This window comes from Amycolatopsis sp. NPDC058278, assembly GCF_042881395.1.
In the GTDB taxonomy this organism is placed as follows: Bacteria; Actinomycetota; Actinomycetes; order Mycobacteriales; family Pseudonocardiaceae; genus Amycolatopsis.
In genome coordinates, this window is sequence record NZ_JBHVXZ010000043.1 from 39,705 (window position 1) to 65,807 (window position 26,103).

Genomic DNA, 26,103 nt, shown 5'->3' on the forward strand with positions numbered 1-26,103 from the left:
TGAATATAGGGGAGTACATGACGGAAAGTCACCGGGGCGAGACAGTGCTCGTCACGGGCGGAACCGGCTACCTGGCCGGCTGGGTGATCGCCGGCCTGCTCCAACGCGGCTACCAGGTGCGCACGACCGTCCGGAGCCTCGACAAGGCGCAGCGAGTGCACGACGCCGTGAACGAGCAGGCAGCCGGAACCATCGAGTTCGCGGCCGTCGACCTCCTCGGCGACGACGGCTGGGACGAGGCGGTCGCGAGTGCCGACTACGTGCTGCACACCGCTTCCCCGATGCCCTTCGGATCGGACGTGGACCTCATCACCACCGCACGTGAGGGCACCCGCCGCGTCCTCGGCGCCGCCGCGCGCGCCGGGGTCAAGCGTGCCGTGCTCACCTCCTCCGGCGTCACGGCCGACACCGGCGACCCGGACACGCCCGCGACCGAGACGACGTGGACCGCACCGGCCGGCACCCCGGTTCGCGCGTACCCCGATTCCAAGATCCTCGCCGAGCGCGACGCGTGGGATCTCGCCGCCGCGACCGGGCTCGAGCTGACCGCCGTCCTCCCGACGTTCATGCAGGGACCCATGTTGGGCCCACCGGACAGGCCGGGCACGGTCGAGGTCATCCGCCGCCTGCTCGACGGCAAGATCCCCGCCGTCCCGAACATCGGATGGAACGTCGTCGACGTGCGCGACATCGCCGAACTCCACATTCTCGCCATGACGAGCCCGGCCGCCGCAGGCCAGCGCTTCCTCGGTTCGGGCAGCTTCCTGTGGTACCGGCAGATCGCCCGCCTCCTGCGCGAGAAGCTCCCGGACGAAGCCGCGAAAGTGCCTACGCGCACCATGCCCGACTTCGTCGTCAAACTGCTCGCGCGGCGCAACCCGCAGCTGGCGATGCTGCGTCCCGAACTCGGCCGCACGAGGCTCGTCGACAGCAGCAAAGCCCGCACCCGGCTCGGCTGGCATCCCCGCCCCGCCGAACAGACGATCGTCGACACCGCCACCATGCTCACCGCCGAATCACGAAAGGGCTGCGGAGGTCGGCGCTGAGCAGCACGCGGAAAGGGATTCACGCTACGTTGCGAGCGCGCTGAACTACACCGTGAGCCCGGCCCGTCCCCCGTCTCAGGCCTCACCCACAACAGCCAGCGGCCGAGAGGTGGCAACCGAACGGCGGGTTCGCGCGTGAGGGAGGCATGGAGACGGAACCGCAGACCGACGAGGGGTCGCTGGAGGTCGTGCGCCGTCGGGACCTCGGCGTGGCAGCCCGGTGGCAGAGGATCTGGGCGATCGTGGCCGACCTGGCGCTGCACCTCACGGTGGCCCTCCTGGTCGCGTCGCGGTTGGACTTCCCGTTCCTGTTCACGGCCGTCGCGGCGTACTCGGTGGTGTCGTTCGTCCACCGGGTCCCGCTGCAGTCGTGGTGGGGCACCACGACCGGCCGGGCACTCTTCGGCCTGCGCTGCGTGGTCGAGGCCACCGGAGGGAAGGCAACGCTCGGCATGCTGCTCAAGGAATGGTTGCTGTCATGCTGGTTGTTGATCTTCGCCGCGTATCCCTTGGTCGACGCGATTCCGAATTAGCGAGGATGTTCGGAGCCGATCTCGGAACGGACTTGGTGACGCGCGCGCTCAGGTGAGGGAAACTCGGGCCAGAGCCGGTGTGGTCGGGTGCGGCGACCCTGTTGCGGGTTCGGTGGTGATGCCGATGCGGTCGACGTCGGCGGTGAGCGCTGCGGTGACGGTGCCGGATCCGGTGTGCAGCAGTCCGGCGGACTGCGCGCCTCGTGGGCCGATGAGCCACACCTGGTAGGCGTGACCGGCCTCGAGCGCGGGCAGTGCCTGCGCGATGACGACGGCTTCGCCACGTTGCCGGGAGAAGGTCACCGCCACCGAACCGCCCGCGGTACCGCTCGCGCGAACCGTGAACACCTCTGGTGCCGGCTCGGCGATCTGCGTAACGGGCGCCGGATTCGACTGGAGGGCGCCGATGCCGATCCCGCCGGTGACCAGCGCGGCCGCGGCGCTGACGGCCGCCAGGGCGATGATCGCGCGCGTGCGCCACGGCCGGTGCTCCTGCGGCCGGAACGTGCTCACCGGCGGGAGCTGCCTGGTTTCGGCGATCTCGCTGAGGACCCGGCTGCGCAGCCGGGTGCCGGGGGAGGCGGCCACCGCGAGGGCGAGCTTCGCGGCGGTCGCGTGGAATTCGGCGACTTCGCCGGCACAGACCGGGCATTCGGCCAGGTGGCGGGTGAACGCGGCTCGTTCGAGGTCGGTGACCGCGTCGAGGGCGTACGCACCGGTCAGGGTGTGGACGTCGGCGGTGGTCATCGGGTCGCTCCCAACGCGTCCCGCAGGCGGATCATGCCGTCGCGCATGCGGGTTTTGACGGTACCGACGGCGACGCCGAGCTTTTCGGCGACTTCGCGGCAGGTGAGCCCGTGGAAGTAGGCGAGCTGGATGGATTCGCGCTGCAGGTCGGTCAGCGCGGACATGGCCGCCCGGACCTGCTGGCGTTCCTCTGTGGACAGTGCGGTCTCGACGACGTCGTCGAACGGTTGCCGCACGTCGAGCAGGTCGACGCGGTCCTCGCGGTCACGGGCGGACTGCTCGGCGCGGACCCGGTCGATGGCCCGGCGAGCCGGTCGTAGAGCGCGGCGAACGCGTGCTCGTCGCCGAGAGCGACGCGCCCGAGAAGTTCCTCGGAAGTGAATGACACGTCGGGTGGGGGTCGAAGGGCGATTAGGGTGGCGCGCGCGGCGGCCATGGCTGGTCCTTCCCGGCCGGAGCCGAGGCTGCGCCCGCAGCGAATCGGATTCCACTGACGAGCAAGCTGATACCGCTGATTCGTCGCCTCGCCCGCCGCGTATTGGTCCGGTTGTCCGGGGTGGCCGGCCGTCACCCTTCCGGGCGGTCTCGGATGTCGTTGCGGTCACAGGACCCATCGCATGCCACGTCGGCGCCGAATGACGGGCATGACCGCGACCAAGGTGACGTCCCCGTCCGACCGCCCTGCTCCGCCGCAGCGAACGCGGCTGCGGTTCTTCGCGGCCGCGTTCACCGGGGTGCTCGCCTTGGCTGCCGCGCTGGCAGCCGGGCACCTGGTGGCGGGGTTCATCAGCATCAACGCCTCGCCCTACCTCGCGGTGGGCAACGGCGCGATCGATTTGACCCCGATCGAGCTGAAGGACTTCGCTGTCCGCACCTTCGGCACCTACGACAAGCTGGTGCTGCTGGGCAGCATGGCCGTGGTGATGGTGCTGGCCGCGGCGCTCGCGGGTGTCCTATCGCGACGGTCTGCCGTACCCGGGACGGTGGTTGTGGCGCTGTTCGGTCTCATCGGCGCGTTCGCGGTGCACCAGCGCCCGGACCTGATGTTCGTGGCACTGCTGGCCCCGATCGCCAGCTTGATCGTGGGCATCGCGGTGTTCCTGCTGCTGCACCGCATCGCGCCGCGGGTGTGGCGGGAGCCGGATTCGCCGGAGAAGTCCGGGACGTCCAGGCGGGCGTTCCTGCTCGGCGGCGCCGGGGTGGTCGTCGGTGCCGGCGCCGCCGGCCTGGGCGGCCAGCTGATCAGCTCGTCCCGCGACGCCACGGCGTCCCGGGACGCGGTCGGCAAGCTGATCCCGGCGCGCACCGCGCCGACGATCCCGGCCGACGCGGACTTCGCGAAGCTCGGCACGCCGCCATTCCTCACCGTGAACGACAAGTTCTACCGCGTCGACACCGCGTTGTCGGTGCCGCAGGTGCGCACCGAGGACTGGAGCCTGCGCCTGCACGGCATGGTCGACCGCGAAGTCCGCTACAGCTACCGCGACATCCGCGACCGGCCGCTGGTCGAGCGCACCGTCACCATGACGTGCGTGTCCAACGAGGTCGGCGGCGACTACGTGTCGACCTCGAACTTCATCGGCGTCGACCTGGCCGACCTGCTCGCGGAAGCCGGCGTGCGACCCGGTGCCGAGCAGCTGTTCTGCACCAGCGTGGACGGCTGGACGTCGGGCACGCCGGTCGCGGCGGCGCAGGACCGCGGCCGGGGCGCGATGCTGGCCATCGGGATGAACGGCGAACCGCTGCCACTGGAGCACGGATTCCCGGCCCGGCTGGTCACACCCGGGCTGTTCGGGTACGTGTCGGCGACGAAGTGGGTCGTGGACATCGAAGTCACGACGTGGGCGGCCCGTCAGGCGTACTGGCTCAAGCGCGGCTGGAGCCGGGAGGCCCCGATCAAGACCGAGTCGCGGATCGACTCCCACCGCGGCTTCGCCAACGTTGCCAAGGGGAAGGTGCGCGTCGCCGGAGTCGCGTGGGCGCAGCACACCGGAATCGAGAAGGTCGAGGTCCGCGTCGACCAAGGTCCGTGGCAGGACACCACATTGTCGCAGGAGGTCAACCTCGACACGTGGCGGATGTGGTGGACCGAGGTCGAGCTGCCCGCCGGCGTGCACCAGGTGTTCTGCCGCGCCACCGACAAGTCCGGCTACACCCAGACCGACATGCGGGCGGGCACCGTCCCCGACGGTGCGACCGGCTGGCACAACGTCACCTTCACGGCCGCCTGAGAATCTTTTCCGCACCACCAATCCGGCCCGTTCAGGGTCCCGAATACCCAGTAACACAGGCGATTCGGTCGCCTCAGCCGCGTAATCAATTGGAGTGAATCCTTCGTGCGTAACCTTCGTATTGCCGGTATTGGCCTGACCGCGGCCGCCGCGCTGACCCTGACCGCCTGCGGCAGCAACGACACCGCTTCCTCCGGGAGCTCGAGCAGCGCCCCGGCCCCGGCGCCGTCGTCTTCGATGGCCGCTCCCTCCTCCAGCATGGCCTCCGGTGCCGCCGACGGCGTGACCACCAACGCCGACGTCTTCGGCCCGGCCTGTTCCCAGCTGCCGCAGGGCTCCGCGCCCGGCTCGCTCGATTCGATGGGCCCGCAGCCGGTCGCCTCGGCCGCGTCGACGAACCCGCTGCTGACCAAGCTGGTCGCGGCGGTCAAGGCCACCAACCTCGTGGACACCCTCAACAGCCAGCAGGCCATCACGGTGTTCGCCCCGGCCGACCCGGCGTTCGCCGCGCTGGGCGACGCCAAGTTCAACGAGCTCGCCGGCAAGCCCGCCGAGCTGTCGCCGATTCTGCAGTACCACGTCGTCGGCAAGCGCTACGACGCCAAGGGCATCGCGACGGCCGGCACGCTGGAGTCGCTGAACACCGCCGGTGGCCCCCTGAAGATCGAGGGCTCGGGCGAGAACATGACCGTCAACGGCGCGAAGGTCCTGTGCGGCAACATCCCCACCAAGAACGCCACGGTCTTCGTGATCGACAAGGTGCTGACCCCGGGCACCAACAAGTAAGACCGAATTCTCGGCCGCCGCCGGACGGCCACCTCGGCTCCCAACCCTCCTGGAGCCGAAGTGGTCGTCCTTCGCTGTCCGCGCCGTATACGAGCCCGGACAGCGACCGTGGTCTGGTGGCGGATCACCTGTGACGTGCAGGTCGCGTACCGGGCACACCCCGGCGAAGCCGCCGCGCGAACGTCTCACTCGCCACGGCCACCCTGCCGCCCGTGGTCACAGCCGGAAGTGGACGCGGAAGGTGGTGCCGTCGGTGCTGGTGTGGAGGCGGACCAGGTCGGACATGTGGTTGACCAGCAGGAGGCCGCGGTTGCGGTGTGCCTCGGGTGGGACGGGGTGTCGTCCGGCCAAGGGGTCGGTGAGGGTGCCGTGGTCGTGGACTTGGCACAGGAGGTGCCCGTCGGCGGTCCAGATCCGCAGCCGGCCGGTGCCGCCGCCGTGGTCGATGCTGTTGGTGACCAGTTCGGTGACGACCAGTTCGACGTCGGCGACCTGGTCCTGCGGCAAGCCTGCCTGGCGGGCGTGGGTCCGGGCGAGGTGCCGGGCCTGGGCGAGATTGGTGGCGTCGACGGTGAGTTCGGCGGCCTCGGCTGGTTCGGGCAGCGGCTGGTTGTAGCCGGCGATGATCGCTTCGGGGTCGTACGCGGCGCTGGAGCGCTGGCCGGTGCTGTCGATGAGCAGCGGGTGGGTCGCTTCGGCGTCGGCCAGCACTGCCGGGGTGAGGTTCTGGGTGTCGTAGGGGCAGAGGATGGTGACGTCCCGGCCGGTGAACGCGAGGTTGATCAGCGCTTCGTGCTGGACGCAGGCGGGGTATTCGTGGGCGCTGCGGCTCGGCCAGATCGGTTCGCCGATGATGCGGACGTGCCGGTCGGGGTGGGTGTCGGCGAAGGCGCGCAGTACCCCGGGGATGATCCGGCCGGGGTTGCGTCCGGCGATGCCCATGTCCATCAGGGTGACCTGGTCGGCGTCGGCGCCGAGTTCGGCGCGCAGCAGGGCGACGTTGGCCGCGGGGACCGACACGGCGACTGGTTCGCCCGCGGCGAGTCCGGACCGGATGAACGGGACGGTCCCGGCGAGGTACTCGTCGGCATCCCGGTAGAACAGGGCCGGATGGACGAACGGCTCGGCGGCGGGTGTGTCGACGGGCGTGCTCATGACATTTCCAGTTCTTCGATCACGATCGTCGCCGGTTCGGCGGGGTAGAGCAGTGTCAACATCCTACGGAGGATCGCCGGTGGGCGGGTGAGCGTGAGCGGTGCCGCGGCGACCAGCATGGCGGTGCCGTGGGCGTCGATGAACGACAGCTGCGACAGATCCAGCCGGGCGGACGCACCGTCGGTGGTCGCTGATTCCAGCGCGCTCTGCCAGATGTCGCGGGTGCTCAGGTCGACGTCGCCGATGACCTTCACCCCGCGCTGCTCCGGTATCCGGACCACCCGCAACTGGCTACGATGAGAATCAGTCACCCCGCCAGCCTACGTTGCGCATCCGCCACCGGCAGACTGCGAGTCTCTCCGCGGTGCGTCACCCATACGGGTGAAGTCGCAATCCGCCGCCCGCGGCTCTGGCGCTGTCAGCCTGGCAGGAGAAGGCTGACACCAAGTCACAGGACAGTGGGCTCCGGCCCAGTGCCGATGGCCCAGGTTCGCGGCTTGCCGGTTCAACCCAGAGCCGGTCGGGTTCAGTCCAGAGCCCCCGCGAACTGCCCTTCCCACTGGGTGGGATTCACCGCAGCCGCGCCACCAGGGACAGCCAGGCTTCTGCGTCCGCCCGGTTCGCGTGGATCGGCAGGACGCGGTCGAGTTGCAGCACCTGGATGGGTCTCAGGATGGCCCGTTGACCGGCGATGACCGCGCAAGGCAGTCCGCGGGCGTGGGCGTCATGGACAACCTCGAGGAGGGCGGACAAGCCGCTCGAGGAGCAGAACGTGACGTGGGTCAGGTCGATGATCAGCGCCTCGGGGCGCAGCCGCAGCTCGTCGTGCAGCCGGTCCTGCATGCGCGCGGTCACGGCCAAGTCGACTTCGCCGGCGATGGCCACCGTGGTGTGCTCGTGGCGAGCGGTGACCATGAGGGTGGGAGGCCGGGGGAGTATGGAAGCCGGCTCGCGCAAGCTGGGGGCGCGGGTGGCGTCAAGCATCGGAGGCCTCCTCGTCGACGGGAAGAAGCCGGATCGGCCGCGAACTTCCCGCGGTGCAGGCCTGCCCTGGTGTGGGCAGACCGAAGAACTGCGGGCGGCTGCCGGTCTGAACCGCCGGTGCGCCACGAGCTGGCGAGTCAGGGGTGCCCTCGCGCGGCGGTGTGACACGCCTTGCCCGGTTCCGGAGCGTGATCCGGGTCAGGCACGGTGGGGTAGTGCCCTATCGGTGGACACTTCAACCATTCAATGCCGTGTCCGGCCGTTCGCTCGCCGCCACGCTGCCTGCCACGCGGCAGCGTCCGCCGGATGCTCAGGCGCCGAGGCGGCTGTAGAGGCGGCTGGCCAAGGACGCCGCCAGCTGGTTCAGCGTGGCGGGCGGATCGAGCTGCGCGAACTGCCCCAGCAGCTCCGCGGCCGCGTAGGCCTCCTCCGGTGACAGCACCGCCACGCACGGTTCCCGCCGTCCGTGCGCCCCTCTCGCCGTCGGTCTCACTCGATCGAGGAAATCTATGTCGGCTGAGGTAGACATTCAACGGTGGGTGCGTGTAGTGTCCTTCTTGTAGCGAGAGAGACAACGTCAAGCAGGCGCGGGAGAGGACGTAACTACCCGCGAGGTGAGACAAGACGGTCAGGCAGCACGGAGCCGATCCAGGAACAAGGTTTCGGCTGGTGACCGGAAGCAGTACTCCAGGACCGAGGTTGTGAAGAGGTTTGACCGAGTAGTGCCGGTCCCGGAGCGGTAGTGCAGGACGCGGGCGGAGCGTGTGTGCCCGTGAAGATCAGCAGTTGTAGTTGTTGTTTGTCGTAGTTGTTTGTGAAGTGAAGTAGTTGCAGGACCGGTCAGGTGGCCGGAGCCGATCAATGTAGGGGGCTCCGGGCAGTGGCCAGCGGCGTCAGCGTGCTGGGACCGATCAGTGGAAGGGTTCCGGTCGTGGCGGTCGCAGCGAGAAGTGCAGTACCAGCAAGTGCAGTGGCAGTAGGCAGTAACTGGAATATCGAAAGAAGGAGCGGGAACCATCATTGGATCGCCCGCAGCGGTTGGGTTTTGCCGCGCGGGTGCCGCAGTTCCATCGAGTTCGGAGGTGGTGCTCGGTCACGAGTGAGCGATCCCCGCATGGTCCGGCTGTGTGCCGGGTGCGGGTGCAGGAAGCCGGCGGTCGCGCCGGTTGACAATGGTGTATACCCAACCCTTGAGGACCCCGGGTGCCGCAGTGGCACCCGGGGTCCTTTGTGATGTGGAGGTGGAATGATTCCTGACCAAGCAGGACCCGGCACGCCGAGTGCGGCCGACAAGTTCGACGACGAGAACTATCCCGGCTACACCATGGGCCGGGCCGCCGACATGCTCGGCACCACCCAGGGCTTCCTGCGCAGCCTCGACGAAGCCGGCCTGATCACCCCCCAACGTTCCGCCGGCGGACACCGCCGCTACTCCCGGCACCAGCTCCGCCTGGCCGCTCGTGTGCGGGAACTGGTCGACCAGGGCACCCCCATCGACGCGGCCTGCCGCATCATCACCCTCGAAGACCAGCTCCACGAAGCCCAGCACCGCAACACCGAACTCCTCACCGGCGACTGAATCCGACTCGGCACGCGGCCCCGCCGCGTGCCGATCTGCCGCCGAAGCCCGCCACGCTGCACGGCCCTCGCACGGATGCCCGACCACCGGCGCCACGCGAGTCCGGCATTCGATGGCGGCCCCGGGTAGTCACACGCTGAGCTCCCGGTTGTACGTCACCGGAGGCTTGGCGGCGGCGCGGAGCTGGCCTGTCAGCGCGCGCTGATCACGGGCCGTGCCAGGTGACGTGACCGGCTCGGCGAGCTGACGGTCGTTGTATCCGGCCCTTTTCGGGCGGGCCGGGTAGTAGCCGACCGTGAGCTCGGTGTGGTTCGGGAACGTCTCGCGGGCCCAGATGCCGACGCTGCTGCGAGGAAGTCGGGGCGTTCACCGCGGTAGGGAGTCTTGATGTGGGGGCGGGTGGCGGGCGCGGTCCAGTGTGCGGAGACCAGGGGGCCGGCGAGCGCGACGATCTCGGGATAGCGGACGCGCTCGCGGCGCTGGGCATCAGCCGCCAAGCCCGCCTCCACCCGGTGGTGGCATCATCTCGCCTCGCACCCGGGACACCCGGCGACCGGCACCGGGCTACGGGTCGCCGTCGCCGACCGGGAGCGGCGCCGCGTTGCTCACCTCGCCGCGGCCGCACAGCTGCGCGTGGTGCTCGGCGAAGGCCGCGAATCCCCTCGGGCCCGACCGCCCGATAGGGCGACACCGACGCGGCCGCTGCCGCCGGCTCGGTGGACTGATCCACGAATATCAGCACGTCGCATAATGTGACACAGTTCTCGGCAGCCGGCCGGTCTGCTCGATGTGGTGGGTGAGCGCATCGTCGGTGGCGATCAGCTTGAACGGGAGTTCGCCGCCTTCCGGTGTGCGCGCCAGGCGACACGGCTGGACCGGCGACTTCCAGCTCCGTCCACGGCCGGGGAGTCGGGACGGAACCGCATCGCCGCGACGACGCCGGATCCGGCTATGCCCCGCCATGGCAACGAACGGGTCCGCCAGGGACCGAGGGCCAGCAGGGCGATACCCACCATCGTGACGGCGAGAACGGCGGTCGGCTGGGCACGCCGCACGCGTCCCGCTGTTGCTGTGCCCAGGACCGGGTCCTGGTTCGTCCTCACCCCGGCCGTCCCCAGCGAGGGCACGTCGTGAGCGCAGCCGACGCTCTCGCGTCAGATCAACCACGCCCGCTCTGCCACAGGCGCGCTGAGAGGACGCTGAGTGCCCGTCCGCCGTGAACGCGCGGGGAGCAAGCGGGATGGCGTTAGCGTGCCGGCCGTGGACTGCGCCTCGCCGCGCTGCGACGACCTGGAGTTTTTGATGCGCAAATCGTTGACCAGACGCCATTTCTTCGGCGTCGCCGCCGGAGCTTCGGCGTTGGCCGCCTGCTCGGCGCCGGACCAGGGTCCGCCGGTCGGTGCGGTGCTGTCGTCGCCTGGCCCGGTGAGCTCACCGCGTTCGACCGCACCGCCGGCTTCGGCCGCGCCGTCGGGACCGGCCACCGAGGTGGCCCGCTCCGCTTCCGGTCGCCCGGAGATCGCACTGACCTTTCACGGCGCCGGCGATCCCCGGATCACCCGGCAGGTGCTGGACCTGGTGCGGCAGCACGGCGCGCACATCACCGTGCTGGCCGTCGGTACCTGGCTGGCCGAGTACCCGGACGCCGCGCGGATGGTGCGCGACGGTGGCCACGAGCTCGGCAACCACACCTGGAGCCATCCCGCGCTGGCCGGTTACCAGCCGGAGCCGATGCTCGCGGAGATCCAACGGTGCCGGGACAAGCTCGCCGAGGTGACCGGGACGCCAGGGGCGTTCTTCCGGCAGTCGCAGGGACAGCACGCGACCGCGCAGGAGCTGATCGAGGCGGGCAAGGCCGGCTACGCGCGGGCGCTGTCCTACGACGTCGACTCGCTGGACTGGAAGGACCCGGGGCCGGCCGCGATCCGGTCCGCCGTGGCGCGGGCCCGGGCCGGCAGCGTGGTCAGCATGCACCTCGGGCACGCCGGGACGGTTGCGGCGCTGCCGGGGATCTTCATCGACCTGAGCGAACGGGGACTGACCGCGGTGACGGCGACGGAGCTGCTGAAGTGAGCCGTACCGGTCTGGGCTGGCTCGCCGCCGTCCTCCTCCTGCTCGCCGGCTGCTCGTCGTCACCGACGTCCGACGACGTCGGGATGTCCGGTATGCCGGGAATGCCTACCATCGGGCTGCCGCACGAATCGACGCCGCCCGTTCCGGCCGGGAACCCGTTGCCCGGTATGCCGCCGGTCACCGACCTCCGCAACGTCGACGCGGCCGCCGGAGCCGGGAAGCTGTCGCCCGAAGTCGCCGGGGACAAGCCGCTGGTGTACGTGCCGCACAGCGGCTCCGGCGACGTCTGGGTGATCGACCCGGCCACCTACCAGGTGGTCGCGAAGTACCCGGTCGGCAAGGAACTCCAGCACGTCGTGCCCTCCTGGGACCTGCGCACCCTCTACGCCACCGACGACCGCGGCGACCAGATCCTCCCGTTCGACCCCAAGACCGGCCTGCCGGGCAGGAAGATTCCCGTGATCGACCCGTACAACATGTACTTCTCCCCGGACGGCAAGTACGCCATCTCGGTCGCCGAAGCACGCCGCAAGCTGGTCTGGTACGACCCGCACACCTGGCAGGTGCACGACGAAACCGCCGCCCCCGACTGTGCGGGCATCGACCACGCCGACTTCTCCGCTGACGGCCGCACCGCGGTGTTCACCTGCGAGTTCGCCGGCCGGGTGGCGGTCGTGGACGTCGTCACCCACAAGCTGCTGCGCATGATCGACATGCCGCACCGCAACGTCCGGATGGGACCGCAGGACATCAAGCTCGCCCCGGACGGATCGGTCTACTACATCGCCGATTCCGACGCCAACGGTCTCTGGGTCCTCGACGGAGCGGCCACCCGCGTGCTCCGCTTCATCCCGACCGGGAAGGGCGCGCACGGCCTCTACCTGTCGCGGGACGCGAAGCAGCTGTACGTGACCAACCGCCACAAAGGCAGCGTCAGCGTGCTGGACGCCTACACCGGCGCCCCCGTGACCGTCTGGCACATCCCGGGCGGCGGCAGCCCGGACATGGGCAACGTCACCGCGGACGGCACCCAGCTCTGGCTGTCCGGCCGCTACAACGGCGTCGTCTACGTCCTGTCAACAAAGGACGGGACGCTGCTGCGGACCATCCCAGTAGGCCGCGAACCGCACGGCCTGTGCGTGTGGCCCCAGCCCGGCCGGTATTCCCTCGGCCACACCGGCATCACCCGCTAGCCACGGTCCGGCCGCAGCGACCCGGTTCCTATTTGAGCACGCCGACAGCGCGGGCGATGACCAGTAGCGAGGTCAGCAGCGCCGCGACGCTCTGTACCGCCATCAGCACTTTCGCCCGTGAGGACAGTGGCATGGTGTCGGTGGGGCTGAAGGCGGTCGAGTTGGTCACCGACACGTACAGGTAGTCCACCAGTGTCGGCACCCAGTCGGCCTTCACGCTGGAGCCGGCGGCGACCTCCTCGACTGCGTCGTCGTTCTCGTCTTGGGAGAACCGGAAGTCGGCCAGCGGCAGGCTCGCGCGGCTGGACTGGGTGCGTTTGACCGGGCCACCTCGGTCCAGCTCCCAGTAGGCCAGGCCGAACGCGATGACGTTGGTCAGCCAGACCTGGAGCGCACCCAGCAGCAGGTCTTGGCCGCTGCCGGCCGCGCCGTCGACGAGGTCGTGGATGAGCAGCGCGAGGGCCACCAGGTTGCTGACCGCGATGACCACGACCAACGCCAGTGACAGGACGCGGGAAAGCCGGGTCTGCCGGGTGACACGCTTCGGGTTGATCGCGACCAGCGGGACCAGCAGCACGAACTCCAGAGCGGGCACCACGAACCGGGGGCCGACCAGCAGTTGTTCCGGCAGCGCCAGGTAGAGCGAGATGGCGACGAGGGTCGCGACGACGGCCGGCAGGCGGGCTTCACCGCGGCGCTGGTGGCGGGGATGACGGGTGCGGGCGTCGGCCCGGTTGACTGACATGGAGGCGGCTGCTCCTTGTGACGGCCGCTGACCGGCCGGTGTTCGTCGGGGGCGCCAGCCTAACGTCGAACGCCGCCTGACCGGCGCTGAACCCGGTCGGGTGGCGATGGCGATCGCGTAGACGACGAGGGAGTCCGCGCCCGTGCGCAGATCCGCCGGTGGGGCGGAAGAGCAGCCCGGCGGCGTAGACGAGGGTGAGGAGCATGGCCAGGACGGTGGCGCCGGACCAAGTCGCACGTCTGCTGCCGCCGGAAGAGTGGTTGAGGCGGTCCAGATGGCTAACTGAGTCACTACCCGGTTACCGGTAGCTTGGCGACGTGGCCGAACCCGTGTCTCAGAACGCTCCCGAGGAGAACCCCGATCGCTCCGAGGAGGACAAGCCCCGGCTGTCCCGATCCGAGGAGCGCGGAGGGTCCCGCCGGCGGCGAGCCAAGCCCGCCAAGAAACGGTCGTTCTGGAAGGAACTGCCGATCCTGCTCGTGATCGCCCTGGTGCTCACGATCCTGATCCAGACATTCCTCGCGAAGGTCTTCATGATCCCCTCGGGATCGATGGAGGCCACCCTGCACGGGTGTCCCGGGTGCACCGGCGACCGGATCCTGGTCGACCGGGTCACCTACGACTTCACCGAGCCCTCCCCGGGTGACGTGATCGTGTTCAAGGGCCCGGCGACGTGGGACAACGAGATCGCGCCGCAGGAGTCGAGCAACATCGTCGTCCAGGGCCTGCGCGGTCTCGGTTCGCTGGTCGGGTTCGCCCCGCCGGACGAGCGGGACTTCGTCAAGCGGGTGATCGCGGTCGGCGGCCAGACCGTCCAGTGCTGCGACACCCACGGCAAGGTCGTCGTAGACGGCAAGGGACTCGACGAGCCGTACGTCCACTGGGACAACCCGTCCAACCAGACGGAGCAGCCCTTCGCCCCGGTCAAGGTCCCCGCCGGGATGGTCTGGGTCATGGGCGACAACCGCAACAACTCCAACGACTCCCGGTTCCAGGGTGGCGGTGGCGTGAACGGCGCGGTCCCGGTGGACAACATCATCGGCAAGGCGCGGATCATCGTCCTGCCGCCGAGCCGGTGGGGCGGGATCACCGATCACAACCCGCAGGAGTCGGCGCAGCCGGTGGCGCTGGGTGCGCCGGCCTGGCAGAGCGGGCTCCCGCTGGGTGCCGGGATCGCGGCGGCGTGGCCGGCGTTGCTCCTGGGGCGCAAGCTCAAGTCCGGACTGCGTCGGGCAGCGGGGCAAAAACCCTAATGCGAGGATCGCCTTCGGGTTGACCGAATGGATGATGCCGCTCGCGTGGCGGGTCATCTTCACCAGCGTTTCCACGCTGCCCGCAGAGAAGCGGCGGTCGTCGCCCAGCCCCCACAGCTCGTAGGACTCGATCCGTCCGTGGTAGCGCTGGACGAGAGCGCGGACGAAGGCCCAGTCCGCGCGAACAACGGCCGCAGGCCTTGCCCCTCCGCGCCGCTGACGAGCCGGTCCAGCGCCGTCCAGCCGAACTCACCACGCTGGCGCTCGAGTTCCGACCGACCCGGAACGCCGGCATCGCGCGCCACCGCCGGCAGCATCCACGCTGGTCCCGAGACCACTGCGGAGAGGTATCTCCTGAGTGGCGGCTGGCCGCCGTTCGAGCTCGACACCAAGACCAGGGCTCGCGTCCGCCGGGAACGCCATACAGGTATGCGCCTGGTCGCAGTGGGCTCAGATTGGGCGACGTGTTATTCATCCTGGTCGGCAGCGTCGTGTCGGGATGCGCTGGCACGCAGCCAGAGCCGATGCAACCGCACCAGGTCATCCCTGCCAGCACCACAGACCAGCGCGATACGTTCCAGCACACCGAACTCATGCGGCACGGCGGAGCCCGTGCAGTACCGATGCACGGTGGACTTACTGAGATTAGTCTTTCGCGCGATGCTTTCGCAGCTACGTCCGCTGTCTTTCTTGAGTTGCTCCAGCACATCCCCGAGGTCTCTGAAGGCCGCCGCCCGTTGTCCCACTATGCGGTGCGCTCCCGCGATCGCCTCGACCTGGCCGTACCCGTAGAACTGCCCCTGTGGCAGGTCGGCCGGACTCACGGCCTGTTTGCCGGTGGTGGCCAGGTTGGTGAACGCGGGGTTCAGCAACCCGCCGCCGTGCAGGGCGATGGCGAAGCGGAGCAGATCCCGCGCGGTGCAGTACCCACCGGTGAACGGGCCGCCGACGTACGGGAACCCTGGCAGGGTGGTGGCGTCGACGCGCGTGCCACCGGGTTGGGTCGCGTAGCCCAGGGCGATGCTGTCGTCGGCGCGGATCTGAGGCTTCGCAAAGAAAGCCGAGCTGGTCATACCGGCCCGGGCGAACACGTGTTGGCGTATGTAGTCGTAGAAGGACAGCCCGGACACCGCGGCGACGATGGCACCGAGCACGAAGTAGCCGTCGTTGCTGTAGCCGAACTGGCTGCCCGGCGTGAACCGCAATGGCAACGTGCGCAGGTAGGCCGACATACCCTGCCACACATCGTCGACGCTGTCCCACCACCACCGGCTTGCAGACCCGCGGAGCGGGTCACGCCGAGGACCGGCGACCGCGTTCCCCGGGAGGAGCCTGATGGGTTACGGCTGGGTGAGGTGGTGTTGGTAGGCGTAGCGGACGGCTTGGGCGCGGTCGGCGGCGCCGATTTTGGCGTAGATGTGGTTGATGTGGGTTTTGATGGTTGTTTCGCTGACGAAGAGTTGTCGGGCGATTTCGGTGTTGGAGTGTCCGGCGGCGAGCTGGGTGAGGACTTCGGTTTCGCGGGTGGTGAGCCCGTCTGGTGGTGCTGACGGTGGCGTGTCCGGGTGGGCTGGGGGATGCGCGGTTGCGGCGAGCAGGCGGGCGTGGACGGTGGGGTCGAGGACGGCTTGTCCCGCGGCGACGGTGTGGATGGCTTGGGCGATGCGGTCGCGGCCGGCGTCTTTGGTGAGGTAGCCCAGTGCGCCGGCGCGCAGGGCGTCGAGGATGGAGGTGTCGTCGCTGTAGGTGGTGAGCACGACAATTTTTGTGGCGGGGTGGTGGTCATGGATGCGTCGGGTGGCTTCGATGCCGTCGACGCCGGGCATGCGCAGGTCCATCAGCACCACGTCGGGGGCGTGTTGTTCGACGAGGGTGAGGGCGTGGTCGCCGTCGGCGGCGGCGCCGACGACGGCGATGTCGGGGAGGAGGTCGAGCAGGGTGACGAGACCCTCGCGGACGGCGGCTTGGTCGTCGGCGACGACGACGCGCAGCGTCGGGTTGTCAGGGGTGGTCATGTTGGTAGCCGCAACTGCAGGCTCCAGTCGGTTGCGTCTTGTCCTGCGATGAGTGTGCCCCCGAGCAGGGTGGCGCGCTCGGCCAGCCCGGGTAGCCCGTAGCGGCCGCCGGTAGCGCCGAGTGTGCTCCCGTCGGCGGTGGTGCTGGTGGGGTTGGTGATGGTGACTGCGACGTTGTCGCGGTGGTAGTGCACGTGCAGGGTCACCGGCTGGCCGGGGGCGTGTTTGCGCGCGTTGCTGAGGCCTTCCTGCGCGGTGCGGTAGATAGTGAGGGCGGCGTTCGCCGGTAGCGGGCGGGGCTCGCCGAAGATGGTGAGTGTGGCGGGTGTGGCGGCGTCGTTGTGATGGTCGGCGACCAACGCGGAGAGTTGGTCGCCAAGAGGTGGGGCGTCGTTGCGTAGCGCGCCGATGGCGCGGCGGGTTTCGGTGAGACCGTCCACGGCCAGGTGCCGGGCGCGTTGGACGTGGTGTCGGGCTCGTGGCGCGTCGGTGTCGGCCTCGAGGAGTGCGTCGGCGGCGTCGAGTTGCACGGCCACTGCGCCGAGGGAGTGCGCGAGCACGTCGTGGATGTCGCGGGCGATGCGGGTGCGTTCGTCCAGTGCGGCGGCCCGGGTGTCGGCGGCGGTGGCGATGCGGGTTTGGGTGAGCAGTTGTTCGGCCTGGACGAGGCGTTGTTTGTACTGGCGGCGGTTGAATCCCGCGAGGGTGATCGCCACGAGTCCACCGGAGTAGCCGGCGAAGGCCACCCACTGGTGGTTGATCGTCGCGGTGCCGACGGCCGCGACGAGGACGCCGGCGGCGGTCAGGGTCGTGGCCAGTGCGGGTGTCAGCTCCACGGCTGCGGTGAACGCTCCCATACCGGCCAGGGCCAGCGCCGGGGGCATGGGGGCGATGCTCATGAGCAGGCCACCTGCGGTGACCAGCGCCCCGCCGGCGGCGGTCGCGGTGAGGGTGCGGTGCTGATTGTCGAGATATACGGTGACGGTCCTGACCAGCCAGCCCAGGCCTGCGACCACGACGCAGATCAGCACGGCCAGTGCCTGACCGTGAAGACCCAATCCCGGTGTGCGGGCGTCGATGCCGTAGACGATGCCGCCGAGTCCGGCCAGGCTTGCACCCAGCCGCACCGGCCACCATCGCCGTGGCACCCATTGCCCCGTTATCACCACCGCCGTCGCTCCTCATCTGCATCTGTTGTAGCGCAACGACCCGGGGGGAGAGAACGATGGCGGTGGTCAACGCCGTCGGCGCCGCCGCATCTTGAAGGCCACCACGCCCACCACGGCGAGGACAGCCACGGTCAGCCACACCGCGGTTGGCACACCGGACAACAGGCCAGCGCCGGCCAGCAGGGATCCGATCAACATGAGTGGTGCTCCTTTGATAGTCACTATCGCGACGGCATAACCGTTGATGACGACGCTACGAACACCGCCGCGGGTGTGTCGTCGGTTCGCGGTAGGAACCGCGGTGGAGATTTCCCGGGCAGATATCCACCCCGATCTCCACCTCCAGCACGAGGACACCCCGCCCGGAAACCGGATAGCGTCACCGCCGATCGCTTCAGTGACCGCACGGGATCAGGGAGGGTGTGATGGCGAGCATGCATGCCGTGTCGGCGCCGGTCAGGACGGTGCGGACCCCGGCGGGGGATCCGGCCTGGTTGGTCAGCGGCTACGCCGAGGTGCGGGCGCTGATCGCGCTGGACCAGCAGCTGATCGACCAGCTCCCGCAGATCGTGCAGCAGGCGCCTGGTACGGCGCCGGCAGTGCGCCAGGAGGGGGACCGGTGACCGACGTCCTGATCGCGGGCGCCGGACCCACCGGGCTCACGCTGGCCATCGAGCTGGCCCGCCGGGGCGTCGACGTGCGCATCGTCGACCGAGCCGGCGAGCACTTCCCCGGTTCGCGCGGCAAGGGGCTCACCGCACGCACCCAGGAGGTGCTGGACGACCTCGGTGTCGCCGACGAGGTGCTGCACTACGGGTTCCGGCACCTGCCACACCGGCGGTACCTCGACGGCGACCTGGTTGCCGAGGCCGACCCGCACGCCCAGCGGGCACCCACACCGGATCGGCCCTACGACGGCGGACTGCTGATCCCGCAGTGGCGGATCGAGCGGATCCTGCGCGCGCGGCTCGCGGAGGACGGCGTGCGGGTGGAACTGGCCGCAGGCCTCGCCGAGTTCAGCCAGTCCGCGAACGGTGTGCATGCGGTGCTGGATACCGGCGAGCGGGTGGCTACGCGCTACCTGGTCGGCTGCGACGGCGGCCGCAGCACCGTGCGCAAGGCACTCGGCGTGCGCTTCGAGGGCGAGAACGGGGAGCAGGCCATGCTGCTCGGGGACGTCGAGCTCGACGGGCTCGAACCGGACGCCTGGTACCAGTGGACCGTCCGCCGGCGCGGGTTCCTGGCCTTGTGCCCGTTCCGCCACGAGCGGTCCTGGCAACTGCAGGCCGTGCCGTTCAGCGACTTCGGCGCGGAGGGCAGCCTCCCCGAACCCTCGCTGCCGTACTTCCGGCGGATCGTGGACGATCTCGCCGGCGGGCACGGCATCCGGCTCTCGAAGGCAAGCTGGCTGTCCACGTACCGGGTGAACGTGCGGATGGCCGACCGGTTCAGGGTGGGCCGGGTGTTGCTGGCCGGCGACGCGGCGCACGTGCATCCGCCGGCCGGCGGCCTCGGCATGAACACCGGCATCCAGGACGCGTACAACCTCGGCTGGAAGCTCGCCATGGTGTGTTCCGGCGCGCGGCAGTCGCTGCTGGACAGCTACGAGGAGGAGCGGCTCCCGGTCGCCTCGTGGACGCTCGGCGTGAGTGCCGAGGGGCTGCGCAGGGTCGCGGAGCGGTTCGTCAACGGTGGCAGCACGGACATCGCGGACGGCGCGCCTCCGGACGGCCAGCAGCTCGGGCTCGGCTACCCGGCCAGCTCGCTGTCCGTCGACGGCGACGCCGGGAATGGACCGCGCGCCGGTGATCGTGCGCCCGACGCGCCCTGCGTGGACAGCTCCGGCACGCCACGGCGGCTGTTCGACGCCTTCCGCGGCCCGCATTTCACCCTGCTCGGCTTCGGCGAGTCCTGCGCCGGTCCACTGCAGGACGTCGGCACCGCCCACAGTGGACTCATCAAGCCGGTGTCGGTCGGCGCGCCGGGCAGCAGTGCCGATCTGGTGGACGTCGAGGGGCACGCCCGGACCGCGTACGGCGTCACCGGGGACACCCTCGTCCTGGTGCGGCCTGATGGCTACCTCGCGCTGCGCGCACCCGGCGCGAGCAGGACTGCCGTGCGGGACTACCTGGACCGGGTCGGCGTCAGCCGGAGCGCTTGACCGCCGAGACGTCGATGTCCAGGGTGACCTTGACTTCATCATCACCGTCACCACGAGGAGCTGGTGGCGGCTCGGGGTGGGTACGCGGAAGCTGTTCAATTCAGGCACGGCCGTATCCGGACGAGCTGCCGAGCTGAGTATCGTCGCCCTTTGTGGGGGAAGCATGCCGGGGCGTCGGGTCGTGAAGCGCCCTGATCTGATGTTCTGCTGGTTCATTGTCGCGGGCGTGGTCCTGTCGCCGGTGTACAACACGGCTTTGGTGCGTTCGCAGCTCATCGGCGACGCGCCGGTGGGGCCGTCCGGCAGCGTGGCCGTGCTGTGCGCCGGGCTGGCTCTGGCGTGGCGCGCGACGCTGCGACGGGGCCACCTGCGCGCCGACCCGGCCACGCTGACCTGGGCGGACTTCGACGGCTGCCGCCCACGGGTGCTGACGCGACGGCTGTTGGGCGGCTGGGCTGTGCGGTTCGCCGCGGTGGGGTACTTCTTCGTGGTCGCCGGGGTGCTCATCGGGTTTCCGTCGGGTCAGGCGGTTTTCTTGTATCTCGCCGTCGCGGCCCTGGCGCTCGTGATGGCTCGGCGGCCGGCAATCCGCGGTGAGGCCGTGCTCCCGCTCGTGCCGGCTGTGCTCGGCGCGTTCCCGATCGGGCCACTGTGGATTTTCGCGGTGGCGGCTCTTGTTGCCGCGCTGGTGGTGGCTTTTGCACCGTCTGCCGCTGTGACGGTGTCACGGCCGGAGCTGGTCCGGGCTTTTGGCGAGCGGATGGCTGAGCGCACCGCCACGGCGTTCCTCGACGTCTGGGCCCTGCTGCCCGCCGGCCGGCCTGTTCCGCGGGTCCGCCTGACGGGCCGGTACCCGGCGTTGCGTTATGTCGTGGTGGGGACCCTTGCGCGCCGCCATGCGCTGGGGTTGCCGGTGTTCCTCGCCCTCGCCGTGACCGCCGTGCACGCGACGTTTCCCGCGTTGTCGTCCGTATGGCTGCTCGGACTCGGCGGCTACCTGGCCCTGCTGCCTTTCGCGGCGCCGATCGCGCAGTTGCACCGCGTGCCGGCGCTGCGCCGCTGGTTGACGACGTCCGAACCCCGGCTGCGGCTGACGACGGCGTCGGTCTTGGTGGTTCTCGCGGTCTTCTGGACTTCGGCGGTGGTCCTGCTGGGCGTGCCGGTGTCGCTCGCGTCGCTGGTCGCGGTGCTGGTGGCCGCGTACGCCGTGGTTCGCTCTGTGACCCGCGGCCCAGTTGATTTCAGCGCGATGAATCTCATGCTGTACGAGGGCGTCCTCATCCCGACAGGCCTCGTGCGGCAGCTGGCGCGCGGCCCGGACCTGCTTGTATTCGGGCTGCTGATCTGCGGGTTTCTGCGCTAAGAGATCAGTTCAAAATGAGCTTGCGTAGGCAGATGATCGTGCAAGCGATGCTGAGGATGGCGTGGTGGATGTGTCGGCCGTCAGTCCCGAGGCGCCAGGTAGCCCAGGGAGAACGCGGCGGCCACGGCGGCTGCCCGGTCGTTGACGCCCAGCTTTGCGTAGACGTGCAGCAGGTGCGTCTTGACCGTCGTCTCGCTGATGTAGAGCCGCTTTGCCGCCTCGCGGTTCGTCGAGCCTTGGGCGATCAGCTCCAGCACTTCAAGCTCGCGCCGGGACAGCAGGGCCGGGGCGGGTTTGCGCACCTGGCCCAGGAGCCTCGTCGCGACGGTGGGAGAAAGCACCGCCTGTCCGCGCGCGGCAGCCTCCACCGCGCGGACGAGCTCCGCCCTCGGCGCCTCCTTGAGCAGGTAGCCGGTGGCGCCGGCTTCGATGGCCGGCAGCACGTGGCTGTCGGTGTCGTACGTGGTGAGCACCAGCACCCGTGACGGCACCCCGCGCTTCGCCAGCTCCTTGATGGCGGCGACCCCGTCGGTCCCGGGCATCCGCAGGTCCATGAGGATCACGTCGGGGCGGAGGTGCTCCGCGGCCGAGACCGCTTCCGCACCGTCACCGGCTTCGCCGACCACCTCGAAGCGCGGATCGGCGCCGAACATGCCGCGCAGCCCGTCCCGCACCACCGGGTGGTCGTCGACGATCAGCAGTGAGATCACCTCTCGCTCCCGGCGGGGATCGCCGGCACCGTCACGGTGATCGCGGTGCCCCCGCCCGGCTCGGACTCGATGTCCAGCCGCCCGGCGAGGAGCTGCACCCGCCGCCGCATGCCGGCGAGCCCGTAGCCTCCGTCCGCGGAGCTGTCGGCGCGTTTGGCGTCGGGCCGGAAGCCCACTCCGTCGTCCAGCACGTCGAGCGTCACCAGGTCCTCCATGTACGACAGGGTCAGGGAAACCCGACCGGCTCGTGCGTGCTTGGCGACGTTGGCGAGCGCCTCCTGCGCGGTCCGCAGCAGGGTCACCTCGACGTCGGTGTGCATCGGCCGGGCGTCGCCGGTCGTGGTCAGCTCCGCTTCGACGCGGTTCACCTTCGACCAGCGCTCGGCCACGTCGCCGATCGCGTCCGGGAGGCGGGCTTCCGCCAGCGCGGACGGTCCCACCGCGTGCACCGTCCGGCGGGCCTCGATGAGGCTCTCACGGGCCAAGTCCAGCGCGTTCTCCACGTGACGGCGCGACACCGCCGGCACGTGCGACGCCTGCTCGGCGGCCTGGAGCTGGGTGAGGATGCCGGCCAGCCCTTGCGCCAGGGTGTCGTGGATCTCCCGCGCCATCCGCTGCCGCTCTTCGAGCACGCCGGCCTCGCGGGCCTGCGCCAGCAGCTGAGCGTGCAGGCCCGCGTTCTCCGCCAGTGCGGTCTCCAGCTCGGCGTTGGCCTTGTGCAGCTCGACCAGCGCCCGCTTCTGCCGGTGGTTGCGCCGGTCGGACATCACGTCGGCGTGGAAGGCCACCGTGGCCATGACCGTGGTGAGCGCGCTGACGGCGGGCCACTTCCACCACTCGCCGGCCATGATGTTGGCGGCCCCGCCCACGTAGGAGACCGCCGAGACCGCGGACGTGGCGACCACGCCGGCGTAGCGCCACCGGCCCTTCAGGTATTGGAAGGCGTGCACGTAGCCGACGAAGGCGAAGAAGCCGAACCAGGGTGTGAGCAGCACCAGGCAGGCGGTCACCGCCACGAGCCCCGTGTAGTACAGACCCATCAGCGGGCCGTTGCGGTGCAACTCCGGATGGAAGGTGTGGAACCACATCACCCACGCGGCGAGCAGAGCGGAGAGCCCGAGCACCCCTGGAAGGTGCACCTCCCCGTTCCAGAGCGGCTGCAGCAGGGTCATCACGACGCTGACCGCCAGCAGCGAGTACGGGAGCACCTTCAGGACCGCGGTCTCCTTGCGCTCCCAGCGGTCGAACTCCTCGCGCAACTCGGCCTCGACACTCACGACCCGCTCCCAGCATGGTGTCCGGCAATGATCGCACGTCCTTTCCCGGTGTAAGCAAAGCCTGCCGCCCGCCGGGGCGTGCCGGATCGACCACGAGGGCCGGGATCACCGCGGACGCGGTGGACCCCGTCATCCTCCGATCGGAGGATGACGGGCAAGGCGGGGGCGTGCCTCTTCGCACCTCTTGAACCGACGAACGCCGTCTCGGTCCTCCGCGTCGGTTCGTTCCACGGCAACCCCCACTGCGCTGCGGACCATGTCCTGCGCGCTTCCCAGGTAACCGGCGGGGTGGCAGAGCGCGTCGATCCGGTCGTCGCCGAGGATTGCCGTGACGTCCGGGTCCTTGCGCAGTTCGACGGCCAGCTCGGTGCCGGTGTCCCGTACTCGGCTGCAGGCCGCGTAGACGAGTTTGTGGGCGTGCTGACGGCCGATTTCGGGTGCGAGCGCCATCATCACGGCTTCCGCGGCGATGAGCCCGCCGGTCAAGCTCAGGTTGGCCCGCATTCGCTCCGCGTCGACCTGCAGGCCGGCCATCGCCTGCTCGGCCTGGGATAGCGAGGAGGCGAGCAGCAGGAATGCCTCAGCGATCACGGCCCATTCGACGTGCCACGGACCGGTGGCGCGCTCGAAGTCCTGCACCATCGCGTCGAGCATGGCGGAGGACTTGTCACGAAGCAGCTTCGCCGCCGCCACCATGAGCTCGCTGGAGATGGGGTTGCGTTTCTGGGGCATGGTGGAGCTGGCCCCCCGGCCTGGCACGAAAGGTTCGGCGAGTTCGCCGAACTCCGTCGAGCACATCAACGCGACATCGGTGCCGATCTTGCCGACCGAAGCACCGATCGCGGCGAGCAGGCCGACGATCTCGGCAAGGCCGTCCCGCGCGACGTGCCACGTGATCTCGGGGTCGCGAAGGCCGAGTTCCGCCGCCAGTTCGGCCCGGACCCGAAGGCCGGCCGGGCCCGGGCCGAGAGAAGCCAGGGTTCCCGCCGCTCCCCCGAACTGCACCATCAGGTCCCGCTCCCGCACAGCCGTCAGCCGATCGGCGTGCCGGTCCAGGGCGGACAACCAGACGGCCACCCGGTAGCCGAAGGTGACGGGCAGCGCGTGCTGGAGGTGAGTCCGGCCGGCGGTCACCGTGTCGATGTGCTCCGCGGCCAGCCGGCGCAAGTGCGCACGCAGGCGATCGAGCGCATCCGAGACCAGGGCCAAGCCCTCGGCGCACTGGAGAACCGTCGCCGTGTCCATGATGTCCTGGGTGGTGGCTCCCCAATGCAGATAGCCGCCGGCGTCACCACAGTGCTCGGCGAGTTGCCCGACGATGGGCAGGATCGGGTAGCCGACCCTCTCCGTGTCGCGGCGAAGCCGATCACGGTCCAGTCGCGCCGCGTCGCACGATGCCGCGATCACGTCCGCACTGTCGCGCGGGATGACGCCGACCCGCGCTTCGGCCTGCGCCAAGGCGACTTCGACGCGCACGACCTGGTCCACATAGGACCGATCATCGAAGACAGCGCGCATCTCGGCCGTCCCGAACAGGTCCCGGAACAAGAACGAGTCGAAAACGGTGCTGCCGGTCATCGCCCGGCCTCTCCGCGGTGCGGAGTGCCCGTGTGGATGGCCACGTACTTCTGCTCCAGGTACTCGTCGATCCCGGTGTTGCCCCCTTCCCGGCCGATGCCGGACTGCTTCATCCCCCCGAAGGGCGCGCTCGGGTCGGACACGTAACCGCGGTTGAGACCCACCATGCCCGTTTCGAGCTGTTCGCTCATCCGGAGCGCCTGATTCAGATCCCGGGTGTAGAGATAGCTCACGAGACCGAACTCGGTGTTGTTGGCGTCGTGCAGGACTTCGGCTTCGGTGGCGAACGTCTGGATGGCCGCGACCGGACCGAAGATCTCCTCGCGGGTGATGCGCGTGCCGGCGGGGACGTGGGTGAGGACGGTGGGCGGGTAGAAGTAGCCCGGTCCCTCGGGAACCCGGGCGCCGGTGCGCACCCGGGCACCCGCGTCGACGGTTTCGTCGACCAGGTCCGCGACCCGGCGCCGCTGGCGCTCGTCGATCATCGGCCCGAGGTCGGAGGCGGGGTCCGTGCCGGGTCCGACGGTGATGGTGCTCATCCGCGCGACGAGCTTCTCACTGAACTCGTCGACGACGCCGGCGTGGACGTGGAAGCGATTGGCGGCGATACAGGCCTCACCGACGTTGCGGAGCTTGGCGGTCACCGCACCCTCGACCGCGGCGTCGATGTCGGCGGCGCGGCAGACGATGAACGGAGCATTGCCCCCCAGCTCCATCGAGGTCCGCAAGACGGTGCCTGCGGCCTGGGACAGCAACGTGCGGCCGACGGGCGTGGAGCCGGTGAACGACAACTTGCGCAGCCGGCCGTCCCGGAGGAGGGGCTCGGTGATCGCGGCGGCTCGTGTCGTGGGAACGACGTTGAGCACGCCACCGGGGAGACCGGCTTCGGTCAGGAGCGCCGCCAACGCGGCCGTCGTCAGGGGTGTCTGCGGCGCGGGTTTGACCACCATGGTGCAGCCCGCCGCCACGGCCGGGCCGATCTTGCGGGCCGGCATGGCCAGCGGCGCGTTCCACGGCGTGATCAGCAGGCAGGGCCCGACCGGCTGCCGGGTGACCAGCACCCGGGCGGTGCCGTCCTCGCTGACCTTCCAGCTCCCGTCGATCCGGACGGCTTCCTCGCCGAACCAGCGCAAGTAGTTCGCGCCGTACTCGACCTCCGCCCGGGATTCGGCCAGTGACTTGCCCATCTCCAGGGTGATCAGCAACGCGAACTCGTCGATGCGCTCGATCAGCAGATCGTGAGCCCGCCGAAGGATCTCGCCCCGCCGGCGCGGGGGTACCGCAGCCCACTTCGCCTGGGCGGCACTGGCCGCGTCAAGGGCGGCCAGCGCATCCTCCGGGGTCGCGTCCGACACTTCGCACAGTGTCCGCCCGGTGGCCGGATCCTCCACCGGGAAGCTGATTCCGCCGGACGCTGAACGCCATCGACCGCCGATGAACAAGCCCTTCTCGACACGTCCGACGGCATCGGGTCGAGGCAGAAAGGTGACCACGGGTTCCACGCT

Annotated in this window: 26 protein-coding genes; 11 read left to right on the forward strand and 15 right to left on the reverse strand. The window is 69.8% G+C overall.

Going from position 1 to position 26,103, the window contains the following annotated elements:
* Positions 1-17: 17 nt before the first annotated feature.
* Both ACFVYA_RS22940 and ACFVYA_RS22945 read left to right on the forward strand, forming a co-directional pair.
* On the forward strand, positions 18-1,046 hold the full coding sequence (locus tag ACFVYA_RS22940) for an NAD-dependent epimerase/dehydratase family protein (protein ID WP_387047735.1): 1,029 nt from the start codon (positions 18-20) through the stop codon (positions 1,044-1,046).
* 146 nt (positions 1,047-1,192) lie between these two features.
* Positions 1,193-1,579 carry an RDD family protein gene (locus ACFVYA_RS22945; RefSeq protein WP_387047737.1) on the forward strand — a complete coding sequence of 129 codons (387 nt, stop codon included), beginning with the start codon at positions 1,193-1,195 and terminating at the stop codon, positions 1,577-1,579.
* Between the two features lie 48 nt (positions 1,580-1,627).
* Here ACFVYA_RS22945 and ACFVYA_RS22950 read toward each other — a convergent pair whose 3' ends face one another.
* Together ACFVYA_RS22950 and ACFVYA_RS22955 are read right to left on the reverse strand one after the other, a co-directional pair.
* Entirely contained in the window at positions 1,628-2,326 is a 699-nt protein-coding gene (locus ACFVYA_RS22950) for an anti-sigma factor domain-containing protein (protein WP_387047739.1), read from the reverse strand.
* On the reverse strand, positions 2,323-2,940 hold the full coding sequence (locus tag ACFVYA_RS22955) for a sigma-70 family RNA polymerase sigma factor (protein WP_387047740.1): 618 nt from the start codon (positions 2,938-2,940) through the stop codon (positions 2,323-2,325). The genes ACFVYA_RS22950 and ACFVYA_RS22955 overlap by 4 nt, the downstream gene beginning before the upstream one ends.
* Positions 2,941-2,970: 30 nt before the next feature.
* On the opposite strand from ACFVYA_RS22955, the gene ACFVYA_RS22960 reads away from it, so the two are divergent.
* Complete coding sequence (locus tag ACFVYA_RS22960; RefSeq protein WP_387047742.1) at positions 2,971-4,557, forward strand: molybdopterin-dependent oxidoreductase; 1,587 nt, start codon at positions 2,971-2,973, stop codon at positions 4,555-4,557.
* Between the two features lie 105 nt (positions 4,558-4,662).
* Positions 4,663-5,343 carry a fasciclin domain-containing protein gene (locus ACFVYA_RS22965; protein ID WP_387047743.1) on the forward strand — a complete coding sequence of 227 codons (681 nt, stop codon included), beginning with the start codon at positions 4,663-4,665 and terminating at the stop codon, positions 5,341-5,343.
* A gap of 216 nt (positions 5,344-5,559) precedes the next feature.
* Here the strand turns inward: ACFVYA_RS22965 and ACFVYA_RS22970 are convergent, their stop codons facing one another.
* From ACFVYA_RS22970 to ACFVYA_RS22985, 4 genes are all read right to left on the reverse strand, one after another.
* Positions 5,560-6,498 carry an anti-sigma factor RsbA family regulatory protein gene (locus ACFVYA_RS22970; protein WP_387047745.1) on the reverse strand — a complete coding sequence of 313 codons (939 nt, stop codon included), beginning with the start codon at positions 6,496-6,498 and terminating at the stop codon, positions 5,560-5,562.
* Positions 6,495-6,809: an STAS domain-containing protein gene (locus tag ACFVYA_RS22975; RefSeq protein ID WP_387047746.1), complete on the reverse strand. Its 315-nt coding sequence runs from the start codon at positions 6,807-6,809 to the stop codon at positions 6,495-6,497. The genes ACFVYA_RS22970 and ACFVYA_RS22975 overlap by 4 nt, the downstream gene beginning before the upstream one ends.
* 259 nt (positions 6,810-7,068) lie before the next feature.
* Positions 7,069-7,482 (reverse strand): STAS domain-containing protein, encoded by a 414-nt coding sequence (locus ACFVYA_RS22980; protein ID WP_387047747.1) that lies wholly within the window; start codon positions 7,480-7,482, stop codon positions 7,069-7,071.
* A gap of 310 nt (positions 7,483-7,792) precedes the next feature.
* Positions 7,793-7,930, reverse strand: a complete 138-nt coding sequence (locus ACFVYA_RS22985; RefSeq protein ID WP_387047794.1) for a hypothetical protein — start codon at positions 7,928-7,930, stop codon at positions 7,793-7,795.
* 798 nt (positions 7,931-8,728) lie between these two features.
* Here ACFVYA_RS22985 and ACFVYA_RS22990 point away from each other — a divergent pair.
* The 3 genes from ACFVYA_RS22990 to ACFVYA_RS23000 all read left to right on the forward strand — a co-directional run bounded on the left by ACFVYA_RS22990 (position 8,729) and on the right by ACFVYA_RS23000 (position 12,327).
* A complete protein-coding gene (locus tag ACFVYA_RS22990) occupies positions 8,729-9,061 on the forward strand; it encodes a MerR family transcriptional regulator (protein ID WP_387047749.1) in 333 nt (110 codons plus the stop codon).
* 1,302 nt (positions 9,062-10,363) lie between these two features.
* Positions 10,364-11,134, forward strand: a complete 771-nt coding sequence (locus tag ACFVYA_RS22995; protein WP_387047751.1) for a polysaccharide deacetylase family protein — start codon at positions 10,364-10,366, stop codon at positions 11,132-11,134.
* A complete protein-coding gene (locus tag ACFVYA_RS23000) occupies positions 11,131-12,327 on the forward strand; it encodes a beta-propeller fold lactonase family protein (RefSeq protein ID WP_387047753.1) in 1,197 nt (398 codons plus the stop codon). Before ACFVYA_RS22995 ends, ACFVYA_RS23000 begins: the two co-directional genes overlap by 4 nt.
* Positions 12,328-12,355: 28 nt before the next feature.
* Here ACFVYA_RS23000 and ACFVYA_RS23005 read toward each other — a convergent pair whose 3' ends face one another.
* Entirely contained in the window at positions 12,356-13,072 is a 717-nt protein-coding gene (locus ACFVYA_RS23005; protein ID WP_285990849.1) for a hypothetical protein, read from the reverse strand.
* A gap of 317 nt (positions 13,073-13,389) precedes the next feature.
* Between ACFVYA_RS23005 and lepB the strand changes: the two genes are divergently transcribed.
* Positions 13,390-14,325 carry a signal peptidase I gene (gene lepB, locus ACFVYA_RS23010; protein WP_387047754.1) on the forward strand — a complete coding sequence of 312 codons (936 nt, stop codon included), beginning with the start codon at positions 13,390-13,392 and terminating at the stop codon, positions 14,323-14,325.
* A 467-nt stretch (positions 14,326-14,792) separates the two neighbouring features.
* On the opposite strand, the gene ACFVYA_RS23015 is transcribed toward lepB, so the two are convergent.
* From ACFVYA_RS23015 to ACFVYA_RS23030, 4 genes are all read right to left on the reverse strand, one after another.
* A complete protein-coding gene (locus tag ACFVYA_RS23015; RefSeq protein WP_387047756.1) occupies positions 14,793-15,557 on the reverse strand; it encodes a serine hydrolase in 765 nt (254 codons plus the stop codon).
* Positions 15,558-15,665: 108 nt separating this feature from the next.
* Positions 15,666-16,340 (reverse strand): response regulator, encoded by a 675-nt coding sequence (locus ACFVYA_RS23020; protein WP_387047757.1) that lies wholly within the window; start codon positions 16,338-16,340, stop codon positions 15,666-15,668.
* Complete coding sequence (locus ACFVYA_RS23025) at positions 16,337-17,467, reverse strand: sensor histidine kinase (protein ID WP_387047758.1); 1,131 nt, start codon at positions 17,465-17,467, stop codon at positions 16,337-16,339. Before ACFVYA_RS23025 ends, ACFVYA_RS23020 begins: the two co-directional genes overlap by 4 nt.
* Before the next feature lie 108 nt (positions 17,468-17,575).
* Positions 17,576-17,707 (reverse strand): hypothetical protein, encoded by a 132-nt coding sequence (locus tag ACFVYA_RS23030; RefSeq protein WP_387047760.1) that lies wholly within the window; start codon positions 17,705-17,707, stop codon positions 17,576-17,578.
* Positions 17,708-17,934: 227 nt separating this feature from the next.
* Between ACFVYA_RS23030 and ACFVYA_RS23035 the strand changes: the two genes are divergently transcribed.
* The 3 genes from ACFVYA_RS23035 to ACFVYA_RS23045 all read left to right on the forward strand — a co-directional run bounded on the left by ACFVYA_RS23035 (position 17,935) and on the right by ACFVYA_RS23045 (position 21,033).
* The gene (locus tag ACFVYA_RS23035; RefSeq protein WP_387047762.1) at positions 17,935-18,132 is read left to right on the forward strand and encodes a hypothetical protein; all 198 of its coding nucleotides are present in this window, start codon (positions 17,935-17,937) and stop codon (positions 18,130-18,132) included.
* Positions 18,129-19,670, forward strand: coding sequence for an FAD-dependent oxidoreductase (locus ACFVYA_RS23040; RefSeq protein ID WP_387047764.1), 1,542 nt, complete (start codon positions 18,129-18,131; stop codon positions 19,668-19,670). Before ACFVYA_RS23035 ends, ACFVYA_RS23040 begins: the two co-directional genes overlap by 4 nt.
* A 181-nt stretch (positions 19,671-19,851) precedes the next feature.
* The gene (locus tag ACFVYA_RS23045) at positions 19,852-21,033 is read left to right on the forward strand and encodes a hypothetical protein (RefSeq protein ID WP_387047765.1); all 1,182 of its coding nucleotides are present in this window, start codon (positions 19,852-19,854) and stop codon (positions 21,031-21,033) included.
* A gap of 80 nt (positions 21,034-21,113) precedes the next feature.
* Here the strand turns inward: ACFVYA_RS23045 and ACFVYA_RS23050 are convergent, their stop codons facing one another.
* The 4 genes from ACFVYA_RS23050 to ACFVYA_RS23065 all read right to left on the reverse strand — a co-directional run bounded on the left by ACFVYA_RS23050 (position 21,114) and on the right by ACFVYA_RS23065 (position 26,079).
* Entirely contained in the window at positions 21,114-21,743 is a 630-nt protein-coding gene (locus ACFVYA_RS23050) for a response regulator transcription factor (protein ID WP_285990864.1), read from the reverse strand.
* On the reverse strand, positions 21,740-23,020 hold the full coding sequence (locus ACFVYA_RS23055) for a sensor histidine kinase (protein WP_387047768.1): 1,281 nt from the start codon (positions 23,018-23,020) through the stop codon (positions 21,740-21,742). The genes ACFVYA_RS23050 and ACFVYA_RS23055 overlap by 4 nt, the downstream gene beginning before the upstream one ends.
* A gap of 129 nt (positions 23,021-23,149) precedes the next feature.
* Positions 23,150-24,598 carry an adenylosuccinate lyase family protein gene (locus tag ACFVYA_RS23060; protein WP_387047769.1) on the reverse strand — a complete coding sequence of 483 codons (1,449 nt, stop codon included), beginning with the start codon at positions 24,596-24,598 and terminating at the stop codon, positions 23,150-23,152.
* Positions 24,595-26,079: an NAD-dependent succinate-semialdehyde dehydrogenase gene (locus tag ACFVYA_RS23065; RefSeq protein ID WP_387047792.1), complete on the reverse strand. Its 1,485-nt coding sequence runs from the start codon at positions 26,077-26,079 to the stop codon at positions 24,595-24,597. Before ACFVYA_RS23065 ends, ACFVYA_RS23060 begins: the two co-directional genes overlap by 4 nt.
* Between the last annotated feature and the right edge of the window lie 24 nt (positions 26,080-26,103).

Bases quoted from the DNA above. Each gene is read 5' to 3' on its own strand.
- ACFVYA_RS22940 (WP_387047735.1), top strand. From the start codon at position 18: ATGACGGAAAGTCACCGGGGCGAGACAGTGCTCGTCACGGGCGGAACC.
- ACFVYA_RS22945 (WP_387047737.1), top strand. From the start codon at position 1,193: ATGGAGACGGAACCGCAGACCGACGAGGGGTCGCTGGAGGTCGTGCGC.
- ACFVYA_RS22950 (WP_387047739.1), bottom strand. From the start codon at position 2,326: ATGACCACCGCCGACGTCCACACCCTGACCGGTGCGTACGCCCTCGAC.
- ACFVYA_RS22955 (WP_387047740.1), bottom strand. From the start codon at position 2,940: ATGGGTCCTGTGACCGCAACGACATCCGAGACCGCCCGGAAGGGTGAC.
- ACFVYA_RS22960 (WP_387047742.1), top strand. From the start codon at position 2,971: ATGACCGCGACCAAGGTGACGTCCCCGTCCGACCGCCCTGCTCCGCCG.
- ACFVYA_RS22970 (WP_387047745.1), bottom strand. From the start codon at position 6,498: ATGAGCACGCCCGTCGACACACCCGCCGCCGAGCCGTTCGTCCATCCG.
- ACFVYA_RS22980 (WP_387047747.1), bottom strand. From the start codon at position 7,482: ATGCTTGACGCCACCCGCGCCCCCAGCTTGCGCGAGCCGGCTTCCATA.
- ACFVYA_RS22990 (WP_387047749.1), top strand. From the start codon at position 8,729: ATGATTCCTGACCAAGCAGGACCCGGCACGCCGAGTGCGGCCGACAAG.
- ACFVYA_RS22995 (WP_387047751.1), top strand. From the start codon at position 10,364: ATGCGCAAATCGTTGACCAGACGCCATTTCTTCGGCGTCGCCGCCGGA.
- ACFVYA_RS23005 (WP_285990849.1), bottom strand. From the start codon at position 13,072: ATGTCAGTCAACCGGGCCGACGCCCGCACCCGTCATCCCCGCCACCAG.
- ACFVYA_RS23015 (WP_387047756.1), bottom strand. From the start codon at position 15,557: ATGTCGGCCTACCTGCGCACGTTGCCATTGCGGTTCACGCCGGGCAGC.
- ACFVYA_RS23020 (WP_387047757.1), bottom strand. From the start codon at position 16,340: ATGACCACCCCTGACAACCCGACGCTGCGCGTCGTCGTCGCCGACGAC.
- ACFVYA_RS23030 (WP_387047760.1), bottom strand. From the start codon at position 17,707: ATGTTGATCGGATCCCTGCTGGCCGGCGCTGGCCTGTTGTCCGGTGTG.
- ACFVYA_RS23035 (WP_387047762.1), top strand. From the start codon at position 17,935: ATGGCGAGCATGCATGCCGTGTCGGCGCCGGTCAGGACGGTGCGGACC.
- ACFVYA_RS23060 (WP_387047769.1), bottom strand. From the start codon at position 24,598: ATGACCGGCAGCACCGTTTTCGACTCGTTCTTGTTCCGGGACCTGTTC.